We start from the raw sequence: 16088 nt of genomic DNA, 5'->3' as shown, positions 1-16088 counted from the left end.
ACCAGCACTCTCGGTGCTCGTCGAATCCACGGCCAGCGTACGTCCAGGGCGCTGCGGGTTTTCCCGCGCCAGTCGAAGTCCCCCTCGACGGCCCGCGCCACCATCTCCAGAGCGCAACAATCTTCCGACGCATAGGCAGATACCAACTCCCGTTTCGGGAAAGGAACTTGCCTGACAAGGAACTGCATTACGCCACGCCGCTTCACCATCGCGGAGCGCGACGCTAACGCGACGACGCCGACCACCTTCCGGAGCGCGGCTTCGCGCTTCACCACCACCTCACCACCGCTGCGCGCCGGGGCACCACCCCTTCAGCGAACGGAGTGGGAAGTCGGGCCTGTCGACTTCCCACTCCTCACGCCGAAACCGCACGCCGTCAGCCCTCGGCCCGCACACCGCTGCCGCCGCCGAACACCGCCGTGATGAGCCGGTCCAGCGCCTTGGGGAACTCCTGTGCCGGGTCGGATGCGGAGTCGCCGGTGGTGAGCCCGGCGGTCAGGGTCTTGCTGCCGTCGGGTGTGCCGATCATCAGGGCCCCGTAGCCGCCGGGGGCGCCGCCGTTGTGGTGGACGATGGTGCCGCCGTCGGGGCCGAGGTCCTGGATGAACAGGCCCAGGCCGTAACCGAGCATCCCGTGCGGCGTGCGCATCTCGTCCAGCAGGGGGGCGGGCAGGAGCTTGCCGCCCAGGAGTGCGGCGAAGAACGTGTGGAGGTCCCGGGTGGTCGAGATCAGGTCGCCGGCGCCGACCAGGAGGGAGAGGTTCTGGCGGGCGACGTCGACCAGCTTCCACTGGTCGCCGTCCTGGTAGCGGTAGTAGCCGTGGGCGTGCGGCGCGGGGAGCTCCGGCGAGTCGCCCGGCACCACGGTGTCCCGCAGTCCGAGCGGCCGAAGGATCCGCCGCTGCATCTCCTCGGCGTACGGGCGGCCGGCGGCCTGCTCGATCAGGAGCACGGCCAGCGTGTAGTTGGTGTTGGAGTAGCTCTGGTCGGTGCCCGGCTCGAACCGTGCCGGCTTGGACAGGGCGAACTGCACGAGCTCCTCGGGCCGGTAGCTGTGGAACCGGTTGTCCACCCACTCCTTGCCCATCGCGGGGATCCCCGGCACGAACGTCCCGTCGGGTTCGAGGTCGCCGGTGTAGCTGGCCAGGCCGCTGGTGTGCTGGAGCAGCATCCGCACGGTGATCCGCCGGTCCAGCCCGAACTGCGGCAGGTGGTCGGCCACCGGGGTGTCCAGCCCGGTCGCGCCGTCGGCCACCAGGTGCAGCACCAGGGTCGCGACGAAGGTCTTGGTGGTGCTGCCCACCCAGAACTTCCCGTCCACCGACGGCTTCGCGGCCTCGCCCAGCTTGCGCACCCCGGCGCTGCCGACCCACTCCCCGTGCTCGTCGTGCACGCGCAGCTGTATCCCGGCGAAACCGGCGTCGACGAACTCCTGGATGGCTTGCTGGAGCTCCGGGCGGTCCTGACCTGCGGCGTCCTCGACGGCGATCTCGGCGGCGTGGCGGGATTCACTCATGGTTGTTCCTTGTCTCGCGATCGGAGTGTGCGGGTGCGGGCTGGGGCTGGGGCTGGGGCTTCAGAGGCTGCGGGCGGTGATGTCGCCGTAGGCGGTGGTCGCGTGGATGCTCAGGCCGGCGGCGGCGCCGTCGGTGTTCTTGAGCGTGTTGTGGATCCGGCCGTAGGTGGTGCCGGCGTCCAGGGAGGCGGAGACGCCGCGGGCGGCGCCGACGGACACGTCGCCGGCCTCGGTGCGCAGCGTGATCGTGCCGTGCACGGCTTCGGTGATGTGGATGTCGCCCTTGGCGGTGGTGATCTCGGCGGGGCCGTCGAGGCGGCCGACGGAGATGTCGCCGGCGAGGACTGCGAGGTGGGCGCCGGCGGTCTCGTCGAGCTTGACCGAGGCCTGCGCGCCTTCGAAGGTGACGTCGCCGAGGCGTCCGACGCCCCGGAGTTCGGCGCTGGCCGTCTTCGCCTGGATGCGGGAGCCGGCGGGCAGTTGGACGGTCACCTCGACGGTGCCGGACTGGCCGAGGATCCGGTTCTCGGCCGCCGCCGCCTCGATCCGCAGGACGCCGTCGGCGTACTCGACGGTGGTCCGCTCCGCCGCCTTCACGTCGCGGCTCTTCGAGGCGTCGGCGGGCAGGACCTCGACCGTGGTGTCGGCCCGGTCGGCGGCGATGAGCCGGATGCGCCCGGCGGGGATGTCGAGGACGGCGGAGACCGGGGCGGGGGTGGCGAACTTCTGCATGATGCTCTCCTGTGGCTCGTTCTTTCTGACAACGGAAACGCTACGTTGCCTTCACGCTTCACGGCAACAGGCATGTTGCGCACAATCAGCATTATCACAGGTCAGAACCTCATTATCGTTGCAACAGTTACGGATTTAACGCAACGTCAGTCACGTCGCCCGTTGCATTGGATTGAGCGTGAACGCTATGCGCCACCCCGCCCCGGCACGCCGCCGCATCAGCCCACGGATGTAAACCCCCGGGCCAATGCGCGCCCCCGCACCGTCATCCGGTGGTCGGATGTGGCCGGGTACGCCGCGATGACAGCCTTCCGTTCAGGTGCACGGAGATCCATCGGACGGTCCGTCAGGGGCGCTTCCCCGGCCGTCCGGTGTCGAACGACGGCCGCACCTGCGAAGACCGCGCGCCTCGGCCCGGTTCTGTCCAGCACACCCAGGGAGGGCCCATGACCACCACGCCGTTCACGAGCCGACACGCCATGACGCGCCGCCGCCTGCTGGGGGCCGCACTGGCCGCCGGGGCCGCCGGGGCGGCCGCACCGCTCGCCCTCGCCCGCCCCGCGTGGGCGGCGGGCGGGGCCGCCACACCCGGGACCGTCACCACCGCCACCACCCCCACCGGCGGCCCGGCGCGGCTCACCCTGCCCGAGCCCACCGGGCCGCACCCCGTGGGCACCGTCCCGCTGCACCTGCTCGACGCCTCCCGCCCGGACCCGCTGGCCGGCCCGGGACGGTTCCGCGAGCTGATGGCGAGCGTCTGGTACCCCGCCCGCGAGGCCGGGGAGTACCCGCTCGCGCCCTGGATGGCCGACGGCGCACTGCGGGCGTTCCTCGCGGACACGGGCTTCGCCATCGACCCCGCCCTCGCCCCGCTCACCTCCGGCCGCGTGGGCGCCCCGGTCCACCGCGCGGGCCGCCGCCTGCCCGTCGTCGTCTACTCGCACGGCGCGCACAGCCACCGAGCCGACCACACCGTGATGGTCCAGGAACTCGCCAGCCACGGCTACGTGGTGGTCACCGTCGACCACACCCGCGACGCGATCACCGAGTTCCCCGACGGCCTGGTCCTCACCCCGGACCGGAGCATCCCGATGGGGCCGAAGGACTTCGCCGCGGACATCCGCTTCCTCCTCGACCAGGTCGACGCCCTCGCCGCCGGGCGCAACCCCGACACCGACGGCAGGCCGCTGCCCGCCGGCCTGCTGCACGCCCTCGACCCGGACCGGATCGGCATGTTCGGCTGGTCCAAGGGCGGCACGGCCACCGCCTACACCATGCTCGCCGACCGGCGCGTCCGCGCCGGGCTGAGCCTGGACGGCCCGATGCAGCCGACCATCACCACCGACCTGGACCGGCCGTTCATGATGATGACCGCCGCGTTCACCCGGGCCGGCCAGCCGGCCGTCGCCGAGTTCTGGCCGCACCTGCGCGGCTGGCGGCTCGACGTCCAGGCCCAGGGCGCCGTGCACGTCTCGTACGGCGACGACCAGGTGCTGATCCCGCAGGCCGCCAAGCTCCTCGGCCTGACCGACGAGCAGGTCCGGGACATGATCGGCACCCTCGACCCGGTCCGCGCGGTGAAGATCCAGCAGGCGTACCCGGTGGCCTTCTTCGACCTGCACCTGCGGCGCCGCCCCAGCCGCCTCCTCGACGGCCCGTCCGCGGCCTTCCCCGAGGTGACGTACCTGCCCTGAGGCGCTGCCCAGAGGCGCTGCACCAAGACGTCGCCCCGCGACGCTGCTCCACGACGCTGCACCGAGGCGCTGCTCCGAGACCGTGGCGGCCGACCCCTCCCCGGGGTCGGCCGCTACGGCATGTCGGCCCGGATCTCGTCCAGCGACTCCCCCAGCACCCCCTTGGCCCGGGTGAACCAGTCGGCGATCACCGCGATCTCGTCCGGCGTGTAGTCGGCGAACAGCGCGCCGATCCGCTCGTAGAACGGGCCGTAGACCTGGAGGATGCGCTGCTGCGCGTCCTCCGCCATCACCACGCGGACGCGCCGACGGTCGGCCGGGTCGGCCTCGCGGCGGGCGTAGCCGGTCTTCTCCAGCCGGTTGAGCACGCCGGTCACGGCGCCGGTGGTCAGCTGCGCGCGCTCGGCGAGGTCGCCGGCGGCCAGCGGTTCCCCGGCCATCGCGGCCTCGATGACGAAGCCGAGGCAGGTCAGGTCGGTGACGTTGAGGCCGAGCCGGGCGGCGATGTCCTGCTGGCCGAACTGCGCCAGCGCGATCATCCGGTCCATCGCGTAGAGCGCCTGCTCGGGCGTCGCCCGGGGGCGCGGCTTGCCCTTCACTCGATATCTCCTTAGCATCTAAGTTACTTAGCTCGTGAGATAAACGGCCGACCCGTCCATCCCGACCCGCCCATCACACCAAACGAGGAGCAATGAGCGCACACGGCGACCACGACATGGGGCACACCATCGCCGGCTGGACCGGCTCCGTCATCGCGATCCTCGGCTTCACCGTCGCGGGCGCGGCCCTCGTCCTCGGCTCGGCCGCCGGGCTCTGGGCCGGCGGGATCCTCACCGCCCTCGGCGCGCTCGCCAGCTGGCTGCTCCACCTCGCCGGCTGGGGCAAGCCCACCGGCCCGCGCCCGCCCGCCCACCGGCACTGGCGCACCCCCGACCCGGCCGGCCGCCAGGGCCACCCCCACTGCCTCGGCTGCCGCCTCGCCGGCCGCACCCCGGCCCCGATCCAGGCGCGGGCCCCGGTTCGAAACCGGCGGCGCATCAGCGCCTGACCGGCCGACACCGCCGGCTCCGCACCCGCCCGATACAGCCCACGCCGCGGCCCCCGTCGGGCTGCCTGCCCGACGGGGGCCGTCGCGTTGTCCGGGTCAGACCGAGGTGCCCTGGGTGACGGGGGCCGTGGCGGTGGGCGGGGTGGTGCTGCCGGCGGTGGCGCCGAGGGCGCGCTGGACCTTGGCGACAGCGGCGCGGTACTGGAAGGAGGCCAGCTGGGAGGAGTCGCCGCCGCGCTGGAAGAAGCCGAAGGCCATGCCGACGGTGCCGAAGCGCTCGACGCCGACGAAGGCGTTCAGCTGGACGCCGGCCAGGGTGCCGTCGAGGCGGACGGCGGGCGCGTCCTGGCGGTCGCCGAGGGTGACCGGGGTGACGGTGAAGGTCACCGAGTCGTTGGTGCCGGCGCTGAAGGTGATGGTGTGGCAGCTCTTGAGGGCCGCGGTGGCGGCGTCGAGGTCGGTGGTGAGCTTTCCCGCGTCCTCGGCGGTGAGGGACTCGGTCACCATCGGGTTGCCGCCCGGGCCGTCCAGTTCGGCCTCGGCGTGCGGGGTCTCGGGGCCGGGGATGCCGGTGTGCATGTTGACCAGGTCGCTGAGGGCGTCGCAGCCGTTGGCCGGGGACGGCATCGTACTGGGGCCGGCGCTGGGGCTGGCCGTGCTGGGGACCTGGGTGAAGCCTGGGCCGACGTCGTCGACGGTGAGCAGGGCCGCGGTGAGTTGCTCGGAGGTGGGCAGGCCCTGGGCGGGCTGGCCGGGCGTCGCGGCCGCGGCGAGGTGGGCCGGGCCCAAGGCGACCGCCGCGGCGAGGGCGGCGGCGGCGAGGGCGTGGAGCGGCTTCGGGTGGGACATGCGGGCCCCCCGGTCGAGAGTTCGGGCAGGGACAGGCACCAGTGTCCCACCGGGCCTGTTACGGGGCTCGCGGGCGCGGATCACCGCAGGTCAGGCCCCCTGGTCCGGCTGGTCCGGCGGAAGCGGTCCGGGGGTTTCGAGCGCTTCGAGCGCTTCGGGGGTTTCGAGGGTTTCGAGGGTTTCGAGGGTTTCGGCGAGCCACTGCACCCAGAAGGCCTCCAGCCCGATGCCCGCCCGCAGCACGGCGTGCTGAAGGCGGTTCTCCCCGGCCGTCGTCTCGGCCGGGAAGTCGTGCCGCTCGATCTCCCGGTAGTCGTCCAACTGCGCGCGGTGCAGCGCCAGGTGCCGCCGCACCTCGGCCGCCAGACCGTCCGTGCCGACCACCGCGGCGGCGCGCAGCCGTAGCAGCAGCGGTTCGCGGACGGCGCGCGGCGCGGCGCCCTCGGCCGTCCAGCGGGCGAGTTCGGCGCGGCCCTCGGGCAGGACCTCGTACTCCTTCTTCTGTCCGCGGACGGGGCCGGACGGCTGGAGGGCCCGGATCTGTCCGGAGGCCTCCAGTCGGCCCAGTTCGCGGTAGATCTGCTGGTGGGTGGCGGGCCAGAAGAAGCCGATCGACTTGTCGAAGCGCCGGGTCAGCTCCAGCCCCGAGGACGGTTTCTCCAGCAGGGCGGTGAGGATGGCGTGCGGCAGCGACATGCCGTCGATCCTAGGGCGTGCCCAAGGCGTGCCCAGGTCCTGTCCGGCCGAACAGGACCCAGCGCGAAAGGAAGGGTCAGATCGCGGCGGCCAGTTCGGTGCCCTGCTTGATGGCCCGCTTGGCGTCGAGTTCGGCGGCGACGTCGGCGCCACCGATCAGGTGGGCCTCCAGGCCGCGCTCGCGCAGCGCCTCGTACAGGTCGCGGCGCGGCTCCTGGCCGGTGCAGAGCACCACGCTGTCCACGGGCAGCAGTTGGCGCTCGCCGTCGACGGTGAAGTGCAGGCCGGCGTCGTCGATCAGGTCGTACGTCGCGCCGGCGACCATGGTGACGCCGCGGTGTCGGAGTTCGGTGCGGTGGATCCAGCCGGTGGTCTTGCCGAGCCCGGCCCCGACCTTGCTGGTCTTGCGCTGGAACAGGTGGACGGCGCGCGGCGGTGCGGGCCGCTCGGGGCGGCGCAGTCCGCCGCGCTCGCGGTACTCCGGGTCGATGCCCCACTTGGCCTGGAACACGGCCGGGTCGAGGCTGGCCGCGTCGCCCGGGTCGGTGAGGAAGCCGGCCACGTCGAAGCCGATGCCGCCCGCGCCGAGGATGGCGACCCGCTCGCCGACGGGGGCACCGCCGCGCAGGACGTCGAGGTAGCCGAGCACGCTGGGGTGGTCAACTCCTGGGAGGTCGGCGGGGGTTCGCGGGGTGACGCCGGTGGCAAGGACGAGTTCGTCGAAGTTCTCGGCGGCGAGCTGCTCGGCGGTGGCGGTGGTGCCGAGGCGCCGAGTGACGGCCAACTCGGCGAGCCGGGTGCGGTAGTAGCGCAGCGTCTCGTCGAACTCCTCCTTGCCGGGGACGAGTCGGGCGGTGTTCAGCTGCCCGCCGATCGCCGCGGCGGAGTCGAACAGGGTGACGTCGTGGCCGCGTTCGGCGGCGGAGACGGCGAAGGCGAGCCCGGCCGGTCCGGCTCCGACGACGCCGATGCGCTTGCGCAACCTGGTGGGCGCGAGCACGAGTTCGGTCTCGTGGCAGGCGCGCGGGTTGACCAGGCAGGAGGTGATCAGGCCGCTGAAGGTGTGGTCGAGGCAGGCCTGGTTGCAGCCGATGCAGGTGTTGATGGCGTCGGCGCGGCCGTCTTCCGCCTTGGCGACGAAGTCGGCGTCGGCGAGCAGCGGGCGGGCCAGCGAGACCAGGTCGGCGCAGCCGTCGGCGAGCAACTGCTCGGCGATTTCCGGGGTGTTGATGCGGTTGGTGGTGACCAGCGGGATGCCGACCGTGCCCATCACCTTCCTGGTCGCCCAGGCGAAGGCGCCGCGCGGCACGGAGGTGGCGATGGTGGGGATGCGGGCCTCGTGCCAGCCGATGCCGGTGTTGATGATGGTCGCCCCGGCGGCCTCGACGGCCTGGGCGAGGCGGACGACCTCGTCGAGGGTGGAGCCGCCGGGCACCAGGTCGAGCATGGAGAGGCGGTAGACGATGATGAAGTCCTCGCCGATCCGCTCGCGGACGCGGCGGACGATCTCCACCGGGAAGCGCATCCGGCGCTCGTACGGGCCGCCCCACTCGTCCTCGCGCCGGTTGGTGGCGGCGACGACGAACTCGTTGATCAGGTAGCCCTCGGAGCCCATGACCTCGACGCCGTCGTACCCGGCGCGGCGGGCGAGTTCGGCGCAGCGGACGAAGTCCTCGATGGTCTGCTCGACCTGTGCGGTGGTGAGCTCGTGCGGGACGAAGGGGCTGATCGGGGCCTGGAGGGCGCTGGGGGCGACGAGGTCGCGGTGGTAGGCATAGCGGCCGAAGTGCAGGATCTGCAGGGCGATCTTCCCGCCGGCGGCGTGCACGGCGTCGGTGACGACGCGGTGGCGGTCGGCTTCGGCCCCGGTGGTGAGCATCGCGCCGCCCTCCCAGGGGCGCCCGGCCTCGTTGGGGGCGATGCCGCCGGTGACGATGAGGCCGACGCCGCCGCGGGCCCGTTCGGCGTAGAAGGCGGCCATCCGCCGGTAGCCGTCGGGGGCCTCCTCCAGGCCGACGTGCATGGAGCCCATGACGACGCGGTTGGGCAGGGTGGTGAAGCCGAGGTCGAGCGGGCTGAGCAGGTGCGGGTAGCGGCTGCTGCCGGGGGTGGTGCTCATCGACGCGCTCATCGACGTCTCCTGGGGGCGGCGGGGGTCGTTGTTACCGCAGGGTAGGGGACGGTGGCTCGATGTGCAACTAGTTGCATAACGGGGTCGCGGGCCGGGTCCCCGCGCTCTGCCGGTTCCCACCAACTCGCGGACATGATCCGCGTATTGTCAGATCGATAGTGTGGGCAGCTGGGAGAGGACCGCCATGCGGGATAGCTCGATAGCCGTGATCGGCGGCAGCATCGCCGGAAGCGCCTTCGCCGGGGCCGCCGCCCGGCTGGGAGCGGACCGGATCGTGGTCCTGGAACGCAGCGAGGGCCAGCTGGAGGACCGCGGCGTCGGGATCTGCATCAACGACGACCGCTTCGACGAACTGGTCCGCGCCGGCCACCTCCACGACGGCGTCCGCCGCCACCGCCTCACCGTCCGCCGCTGGGTCACCCGGGAGACGGCCGAGGACCGCGGCGGCGACGGACCGGACGGGCGCGGGCGGGTGCTCTGGAACCAGCCGATGCCGTTCCACTCCCACCACTGGGCCGTCCTCTGGCAGGCCCTGCGCGAACGCACCCCCGACCGGATCGAGTTCCGGCAAGGCCACACCGTCACCGCGGCCGGCACCGACCAGGACGGCGCCTGGACGGCCGGCCCCGACGGCACCCGCGAACCGTACGACCTGGTGATCGGCGCCGACGGCTACCGCTCGGTGGTCCGCGCGGCGGTCTGCCCGCAGGCCCGGCCCGAATACGCCGGGTACGTGTGCTGGCGCGGCAGCTACGACGCCGCACTGCTGGCGGAGCTGCCCGGCGGGTCCGCGGCCTGGCCGGAGGACGAGTGCGCCACCGTCTGCTACCCCGGCGGCCAGGTCGTGATCTACCGCATCCCCGGGCTCACCCCCGGCAGCACCCAGGTGAACTGGGTCTTCTACGCGCCCACTCCCGCCTGGCTGCGCCTCGACGGCCCGACCAGCATCCCGGCGGGCACCCTCACCGACGGGCAGCTGGACGACCTGCGCCAGCTCGCCGAACGGCACCTGCCGCCGTACTGGGCCGCCCTGGTCACCCTCACCCCGCGCGAGCGGACCTTCCTCCAGCCCGTCTACGACCTGGAGACCCCGCGCCGCACGGCCGGCCGGCTGCTCCTCGGCGGGGACGCGGCCACCGTCGTCCGCCCGCACAACACCAGCGGCGCGGTGAAGGCCTTGCAGGACGCGCACGCCTTCGAGCAGGCCGGGCGGGCCGCCGCCGCGCACGGCGACTCCTGGCCGTCCGTGCTGGCCGCGTACGACCAGGAGCGGGGCGTGGTCGGGCGGGAGCTGGTGGAACTGGGCCGACGGCTCGGCCGGGAGCAGGTCGCCGCCGCACCGGACTGGTCGACCATGGACGAGCCGGGGATGGTCGCCTGGTGGCACGGCCAGCTCACCGGCAGCGGGGGTTTCGGCGGCCACGCCCTCGGGCGTCCCGAGTGAGCGTGGGCCGCACAGGCCCGTGGCCGCCGAAACCCCGTCAGATCACCTGCTGCGATCCACCTGCTGCGATCAGACGTTGACGCCGTAGTCGGTCGCGATGCCGCGCAGACCGGAGGCGTAACCCTGCCCTATGGCGCGGAACTTCCACTCCGCGCCGTTGCGGTACAGCTCACCGAAGACCATCGCGGTCTCGGTGGACGCGTCCTCGCTGAGGTCGTAACGGGCGATCTCCTGGCCGTTGGCCTGGTTCAGCACCCGGATGAACGCGTTGCGGACCTGCCCGAAGCTCTGCAGCCGGGCGTCGGCGTCGTAGATCGACACCGGGAAGACCACCTTCGCCACGTCGGCCGGCACCCGCGCCAGGTCGACCTTGATCTGCTCGTCGTCGCCGTCGCCGCCACCGGTCAGGTTGTCGCCGCTGTGCTCGACCGAACCATCGGGGCTGCGCAGGTTGTTGAAGAAGACGAAGTGCTGGTCCGAGACCACCTTGCCGAGCGCGTTGCAGAGCAGCGCGCTGGCGTCCAGGTCGTAGTCGGCGCCAGTGGTGGTGCGCACGTCCCAGCCGAGACCCACGATCACGGCGCTCAGACCGGGCGCCTCCTTGCTCAACGAGACGTTGCCGCCCTTGGCCAGCGAAACTCCCACAATGCCCTCCTCGATCTCTCCCTGCGGACGAATCTACAACACTGTAGAGATCACGGGAATCCACCTGCGGTCGGGCCCCACCCCGGGAATTTCTCAGGGGCTCCACCGGGAACCACCCGCCACCCCGGCCGCCGCACCCGCCGGGCCGAGGCCCGGTGGCCACCCTAGACTGGCGGTGGATCCCCTGGTCCGCCCCGACCGGCGGCCCCCGCGCGGGAGGTTCCCCATGCGCCAGCGGTACAGCTTCCACTTCGACCAGGCCGGGCACTCGGTCACCGTCAACGTCCGCTCCGGCTGGATCACCGAGACCGAGCTGCTGGTGGACGGCAAGGAATGCGCCTTCCACCGCGTCCACGGGCACGGCGTCTACCCGCTGACGCTCGCCGCCCAACTCGCCGAGGAGCCGCCGCTGCCGCTCTCGGTACGGCTGGACCGCACGGGCGCGGCCGAGCACCCGTACTCCTGCGTCCTGGAGGTCGCGGGAGCCGAGCACCCGATGCCGGAGCGCGCGGCGCGCTGAGCGCCGCCTCCCGGGCGACTTGCCCGCCGATAGTACGAAACCGTACTATCCGAAAACGTGAAGTTCGAAACCGAAGCGTCCGGCGAGCAGTCCGCACTGCTCGCGCTCCAGCGCGCGACCCACGCCACGCTCCACCTGCTCGCCACCGAGCTGGTCGACCTCGACCTGACCGCCTCCGAGATCAACGCCCTCGCCAACCTCGCCGACGGGCGCGGCCGGACGGTCTCCGAGCTCGGCACCGCCGTCGGCACCCGGCCGACCACGCTGACCGGCGTCCTGGACCGCCTGGAACGCCGCGGCCACATCACCCGCGGCACCCGCGCCGGGGACCGCCGCTCGGTACTGATCGAGCTCACCCCCACCGGCCGAATCACCGCCGACACCATCCGGCAGACCGTCGCCGACCTCGAACGCCGCGCACTCGGCAACCTCTCCCCCGCCCAGGTGGACGGCTTCCACGCCACCCTCCGGGCCCTGACGAAGGCCTCCTCATGAGCTCCCCCGAAACTCCCGAAACCCCCGACCCCTTCGGCGAGTTGCTGCGCGAGGCGATGGCCGGCGCAGACCGCTTCGGCCACCGTCAGCACGTCCGGCTCAGCTGGCTCGCCGTCCGCCGCCACGGCAGCGCCACCGCCCTCGACCTGGTCGGCGACGGCATCCGCCGCACCGCCGCCAAGGCCGGGGCGCCGCAGAAGTTCCACGTCACCATGACCCGGGCCTGGATGGAGCTGGTGGCCCACCACGCAGACGCCGCAACCGACTTCGAGGACTTCGCCGCCCGTCACCCCGAGCTGCTCGACAAGGACCTGCTCGCCCGCCACTACCGCCCCGAGACCCTCACGAGCGACCAGGCCCGCACGACCTGGGTCGAACCCGACCTGGTGCCGTTCCCCTAGCCCTCCCCAGCCCTCCCCAGCCTTCCCTAGCCTTCCCGGCTGCCGTCCCGGACCTCCGTCACGATCTCCTCGATCGCCTTGCGGGCCCGCTCGGCGTCCTCGGCGACCAGACCGATCCTGGTCCGGCGGTCGAGCACGTCGGCGACGTCCAGCGCGCCCTCGTGCGTGACGGCGTAGGCGACCTCGGCGCGCGTCACGTCCAGGCCTTCCGCGATCGGCGTCAACTCCCCGGCGGCCACCACCTCCTGGGACGATCCGCCGTAGCGGGCGAGCAGCGAGCCGGGCACGGCGCCCGCCGGGAGCGGACGGCTGTCCCGGTGGGTCGGGGCCCCGACCAGCGGCAGGCGGGCCGTCCAGCAGGCCCGGGCCGGCAGGCCGCGCAGCCGGACGGCGGCGTCCACCGCGTCCTCGGCCATCCGCCGGTAGGTGGTGAGCTTGCCGCCGACCACCGTGACCAGCCCGGACGGCGACTCCAGCACCGCGTGCTCCCGGGAGATGTCGGCGGTGCTGCCGCCCCCGGTGTCGATCAACGGCCGCAGCCCCGCGTACGCGCCGCGCACGTCCGCCCTGGTCAGCGCGGTGCTCAGGGCGGCGTTGACGGTGTCGAGCAGGAAGGCGAGCTCCCCCTCGGCGGGCTGCGGCTCGTCCGGGATCGGACCGGGCGCGTCCTCGTCGGTCAGCCCGATCGCCACCCGGCCGAGCTGCTGGGGCAGCGCGAAGACGAAGCGGCTGGTCGAACCGGGCACCGGCACGGTGAGCGCCGCGGTCGGGTGGCCGAGCGCGGCGGCGTCCACCAGGAGGTGGGTGCCCCGGCTGGGGCGCAGCCTGATCGACGGGTCCACCTCGCCCGCCCAGACGCCGGTGGCGTTGACCACCGCGCCGGCCTCGACGGTCAGCGACTGCCCGGTGACGGTGTCGGTGAGCCGGGCGCAGCCGCCCGTCACGGACTCCGCCCGCACCCTGGTCAGCACGGTGGCGCCGTACTGCGCCGCGGTCCGCGCCAGCGCCACCACCAGCCGTGCGTCGTCCACGAGTTGGCCGTCGTGCGCGACCAGCGCGCCGGACAGTCCGGCGGTCCGCACGCCCGGCACCAGCTGCCGCGTCCGCGCGGCGCCGATCCGGCGCACCCGGGGCAGCAGCGCGCCCGGCGTCCCGGCACTGAGCCGCAGCGCGTCCCCGGCGTGGAAGCCCACCCGGATCAGCGAGGCCTGCCCGGGGCGCAGCAACCCCGGGAGCAGTGGCACCAGTTGGGGCAGCGCGCGGATCAGGTGCGGGGCGGTGCGGGTCATCAGCACGCCGCGCTCGATCGCGCTCTCCCGGGCCACCCCGATCCGCCCGGAGGCGAGGTAGCGCAGGCCGCCGTGCACCAGCTTGGAGCTCCAGCGGCTGGTGCCGAACGCCAGGTCGCGGGACTCGACCAGCACCGTGCGCAGCCCGCGCGAGGCGGCGTCCAGGGCCACCCCGGCGCCGGTGACGCCGCCGCCGATCACCAGCAGGTCGACCTGCGGGCGGTCCCCCAGCGCTTCGAGTTCCGCCCGGCGCCGGCCGGCGTCGAGTCGGCTGGAGCCGGCGTAAGGAGCGGCGGAGCGAGCGGCGGAGGATCCGGCGGGCGTCGAGGTCATGGCGCGAGGTATCCGTTCAGTGCTCTGGTCAGTTCGCGCCGCCAGGCGGCCTCCGGCAGCAGGGAGGCGACCATGCGGTGCGACTGGACGGTGGACTGGGCGATCAGCAGGACCATGGCGGCCAGTTCGACCGGCTCCCCTGACCGGATCGAACCGTGCGCCTGCCCCTGCTCGATGCCGGCCCGCAGCGCCTCCAGCAGGCCGCGCTGGCTGGTGCCGAGCCGCTCGACGACGTATTCCAGCAGCAGGTCGGAGTCGGCGGAGCGCAGCAGCGCGCCGAGCACCGGGTGGTCCCGCAGCCGGACGGCCACCTCGACGACCCCGTCCACGAAGGCCTCCCGGCCGATCGGGGCGCCGTCGCCCCCGAGGGTCAGGGCGACGCCCTCCCGGGTGGCCCGGATCTCCCGGGTGAGCAGGGCGCCGATCACCGCCCGGACGTCCGGCCAGCGCCGGTAGACGGTCGGCCGGCTGACCCCGGCGCGGCGGGCGATCTCCGCCAACTGCGTTCGGCGCACGCCGAGATGGACGATCAGGTCGGCGGCGGCGTCCAGGATCGCGTCGTCGGTGCTGCGCGCAGGACTGCCAGGGGGCTCGGCGTTACTACTTGACATGATGTGTGAAACTGTAACGCATGGCATCTGAGACGCAAGCGGGACCGGCCGGCGCCGCGCTGCCGCTCCCCCCGATGAAGTGGGACGCCTGGGGCGACCCGGCCCTCGCCAAGGAGCTGTCCGCGGACATCAAGGGACTGCTCGCCGCCGCCCTCGGCGTCACCGGCGACGCCACCCCCGGACCGGCCGCCGACGAGATCGTCCTGCACCCCTCGCGGATCACCGCCGACGACCTCAAGGCCCTCGCCGCCGCCGTCGGCGAGACCAACGTCAGCGCCGCCGACGCCGACCGGCTCCCCCGCGCCGGCGGCAAGTCCACCCCCGACCTGCTGCGCCGCCGCAGCCGCGACCCCCAGGACGCGCCCGACGCCGTCGTGCTGCCCGGCGACGAGCAGGAGATCGCCGCCGTCCTCGCGCTCTGCGCCGAACGCCGCATCGCCGCCGTCCCGTTCGGCGGCGGCACCAGCGTCGTCGGCGGCCTCGACCCCGAACGCGGCGGCCTCACCGCCGTCATCTCGCTCGACCTGCGCCGCCTCGACCGGCTCCACGACCTCGACGAGACCTCCGGCGAGGCCGTCCTCGGCGCCGGCCTCACCGGCCCCGCCGCCGAGGCCCTGCTCGCCGAGCGCGGCTACGAACTCGGCCACTACCCGCAGAGCTTCCGCTACGCCACCCTCGGCGGCTTCGCCGCCACCCGCTCCTCCGGCCAGGACTCGGCCGGCCACGGGCGCTTCGACGAGATGGTCCGCGGTCTGCGCGTCGTCACCCCCGCCGGTGTGCTCGACCTCGGCCGCGCCCCCGCCTCCGCCGCCGGCCCCGACCTGCGCGAGCTCTTCCTCGGCTCCGAAGGCACCCTCGGCGTCATCACCGCCGTCCGCCTGCGCGTTCACCCGCTGCCCGCCGTCAAGGCCTACGAGGCCTGGAGCCTGCCCGACTTCGCCACCGGCAGCGCCGCCCTGCGCGCCGTCGAACAGGCCGGCACCGGCCCCACCGTCATCCGGCTCTCCGACGAGGCCGAGACGATGGTCAACCTCGCCACGACCGAACAGATCGGCGGCGCCCCCGCCATCACCGGCTGCCTCGCCGTCACCGTCTTCGAAGGCACCGCCGAACAGGTCGCCACCCGCCACCGGCTCACCCGCGACACCCTGCTCGCCGCCGGCGCCACGTCTGTCGGCGAGGCCCCCGCCCGGGCCTGGGAACACGGCCGCTTCAACGCCCCCTACCTGCGGGACTCCCTGCTCGGCGCCGGCGCCCTCTGCGAAACCCTGGAGACCGCGACCAGTTGGAGCCGGCTCCCGCAGCTGCGGACCGCCGTCACCGAGGCCCTCACCACCGCCCTGCCCGGCGCCCTCGTCCTCTGCCACATCTCGCACGTCTACCCGACCGGCGCCTCGCTCTACTTCACCGTCGTCGCCGCCCTCGGCGAGGACCCGCTCACCCGGTGGGCCGCCGCCAAGCGCGCCGCCGGCGACGCCATCGTCACCGCCGGCGGCACCATCACCCACCACCACGCCGTCGGCGCCGACCACCGGCCCTGGATGAGCGACGAGATCGGCGAGCTCGGCGTGCGCATCCTGCGCGCCGTCAAGGCCGAACTCGACCCGGCGGGCATCCTCAACCCCGGCAAGCTGATCCCGTGACCGGCGGTCCGCGAGCCATCAGGCGAGTGGCCGTCCTCAGC

16 protein-coding genes are annotated in these 16088 nt (G+C 73.5%); 7 read left to right on the top strand and 9 right to left on the bottom strand.

All coding sequences use genetic code 11. The features are described from left to right. Positions 1–376 precede the first annotated feature (376 nt). The gene (locus tag ACFVHI_RS04935) at positions 377–1516 is read right to left on the bottom strand and encodes a serine hydrolase domain-containing protein (protein ID WP_380335808.1); all 1140 of its coding nucleotides are present in this window, start codon (positions 1514–1516) and stop codon (positions 377–379) included. A gap of 60 nt (positions 1517–1576) precedes the next feature. Then, positions 1577–2248: a DUF4097 family beta strand repeat-containing protein gene (locus tag ACFVHI_RS04930; protein WP_380335806.1), complete on the bottom strand. Its 672-nt coding sequence runs from the start codon at positions 2246–2248 to the stop codon at positions 1577–1579. A 446-nt stretch (positions 2249–2694) separates the two neighbouring features. On the opposite strand from ACFVHI_RS04930, the gene ACFVHI_RS04925 reads away from it, so the two are divergent. Beyond that, a complete protein-coding gene (locus ACFVHI_RS04925) occupies positions 2695–3942 on the top strand; it encodes an alpha/beta hydrolase family protein (RefSeq protein WP_380335803.1) in 1248 nt (415 codons plus the stop codon). 113 nt (positions 3943–4055) lie between these two features. Here the strand turns inward: ACFVHI_RS04925 and ACFVHI_RS04920 are convergent, their stop codons facing one another. Next, entirely contained in the window at positions 4056–4541 is a 486-nt protein-coding gene (locus ACFVHI_RS04920) for a MarR family transcriptional regulator (RefSeq protein WP_380335800.1), read from the bottom strand. A 92-nt stretch (positions 4542–4633) separates the two neighbouring features. On the opposite strand from ACFVHI_RS04920, the gene ACFVHI_RS04915 reads away from it, so the two are divergent. Then, entirely contained in the window at positions 4634–4990 is a 357-nt protein-coding gene (locus ACFVHI_RS04915) for an HGxxPAAW family protein (RefSeq protein WP_380335797.1), read from the top strand. A gap of 96 nt (positions 4991–5086) precedes the next feature. Here the strand turns inward: ACFVHI_RS04915 and ACFVHI_RS04910 are convergent, their stop codons facing one another. The 3 genes from ACFVHI_RS04910 to ACFVHI_RS04900 form a co-directional block, all read right to left on the bottom strand. After that, the gene (locus ACFVHI_RS04910; RefSeq protein ID WP_380335794.1) at positions 5087–5839 is read right to left on the bottom strand and encodes a hypothetical protein; all 753 of its coding nucleotides are present in this window, start codon (positions 5837–5839) and stop codon (positions 5087–5089) included. A gap of 90 nt (positions 5840–5929) precedes the next feature. Further along, positions 5930–6535 carry a PadR family transcriptional regulator gene (locus ACFVHI_RS04905; RefSeq protein WP_380335791.1) on the bottom strand — a complete coding sequence of 202 codons (606 nt, stop codon included), beginning with the start codon at positions 6533–6535 and terminating at the stop codon, positions 5930–5932. A gap of 76 nt (positions 6536–6611) precedes the next feature. Further along, a complete protein-coding gene (locus ACFVHI_RS04900) occupies positions 6612–8666 on the bottom strand; it encodes an FAD-dependent oxidoreductase (RefSeq protein ID WP_380335788.1) in 2055 nt (684 codons plus the stop codon). A gap of 184 nt (positions 8667–8850) precedes the next feature. Between ACFVHI_RS04900 and ACFVHI_RS04895 the strand changes: the two genes are divergently transcribed. Continuing rightward, entirely contained in the window at positions 8851–10110 is a 1260-nt protein-coding gene (locus ACFVHI_RS04895; RefSeq protein ID WP_380335785.1) for an FAD-dependent monooxygenase, read from the top strand. A 69-nt stretch (positions 10111–10179) separates the two neighbouring features. On the opposite strand, the gene ACFVHI_RS04890 is transcribed toward ACFVHI_RS04895, so the two are convergent. Further along, positions 10180–10755 (bottom strand): TerD family protein, encoded by a 576-nt coding sequence (locus ACFVHI_RS04890; RefSeq protein ID WP_063349770.1) that lies wholly within the window; start codon positions 10753–10755, stop codon positions 10180–10182. Positions 10756–10981: 226 nt separating this feature from the next. Here ACFVHI_RS04890 and ACFVHI_RS04885 point away from each other — a divergent pair, with 226 nt between their 5' ends. From ACFVHI_RS04885 to ACFVHI_RS04875, 3 genes are read left to right on the top strand one after another with little or no spacing between them, the layout of a single operon-like run. Further along, positions 10982–11275: a hypothetical protein gene (locus tag ACFVHI_RS04885; protein WP_063349769.1), complete on the top strand. Its 294-nt coding sequence runs from the start codon at positions 10982–10984 to the stop codon at positions 11273–11275. Positions 11276–11332: 57 nt separating this feature from the next. Continuing rightward, positions 11333–11770, top strand: a complete 438-nt coding sequence (locus ACFVHI_RS04880) for a MarR family winged helix-turn-helix transcriptional regulator (protein ID WP_063349768.1) — start codon at positions 11333–11335, stop codon at positions 11768–11770. Beyond that, the gene (locus ACFVHI_RS04875; RefSeq protein WP_380335781.1) at positions 11767–12171 is read left to right on the top strand and encodes a hypothetical protein; all 405 of its coding nucleotides are present in this window, start codon (positions 11767–11769) and stop codon (positions 12169–12171) included. Before ACFVHI_RS04880 ends, ACFVHI_RS04875 begins: the two co-directional genes overlap by 4 nt. Positions 12172–12197: 26 nt before the next feature. On the opposite strand, the gene ACFVHI_RS04870 is transcribed toward ACFVHI_RS04875, so the two are convergent. Together ACFVHI_RS04870 and ACFVHI_RS04865 are read right to left on the bottom strand one after the other, a co-directional pair. Further along, positions 12198–13793: a glycerol-3-phosphate dehydrogenase/oxidase gene (locus ACFVHI_RS04870; RefSeq protein WP_380335778.1), complete on the bottom strand. Its 1596-nt coding sequence runs from the start codon at positions 13791–13793 to the stop codon at positions 12198–12200. Further along, positions 13790–14404: a TetR/AcrR family transcriptional regulator gene (locus tag ACFVHI_RS04865; RefSeq protein ID WP_063349765.1), complete on the bottom strand. Its 615-nt coding sequence runs from the start codon at positions 14402–14404 to the stop codon at positions 13790–13792. Before ACFVHI_RS04865 ends, ACFVHI_RS04870 begins: the two co-directional genes overlap by 4 nt. A 20-nt stretch (positions 14405–14424) precedes the next feature. Here ACFVHI_RS04865 and ACFVHI_RS04860 point away from each other — a divergent pair, with 20 nt between their 5' ends. Beyond that, positions 14425–16047, top strand: coding sequence for an FAD-binding oxidoreductase (locus tag ACFVHI_RS04860; protein ID WP_380335775.1), 1623 nt, complete (start codon positions 14425–14427; stop codon positions 16045–16047). The last annotated feature ends 41 nt before the right edge of the window (positions 16048–16088 follow it).

This window comes from Kitasatospora sp. NPDC127121, from assembly GCF_042677305.1.
GTDB lineage: Bacteria > Actinomycetota > Actinomycetes > Streptomycetales > Streptomycetaceae > Kitasatospora.
This window is presented reverse-complemented; position numbering and strand designations above follow the sequence as displayed.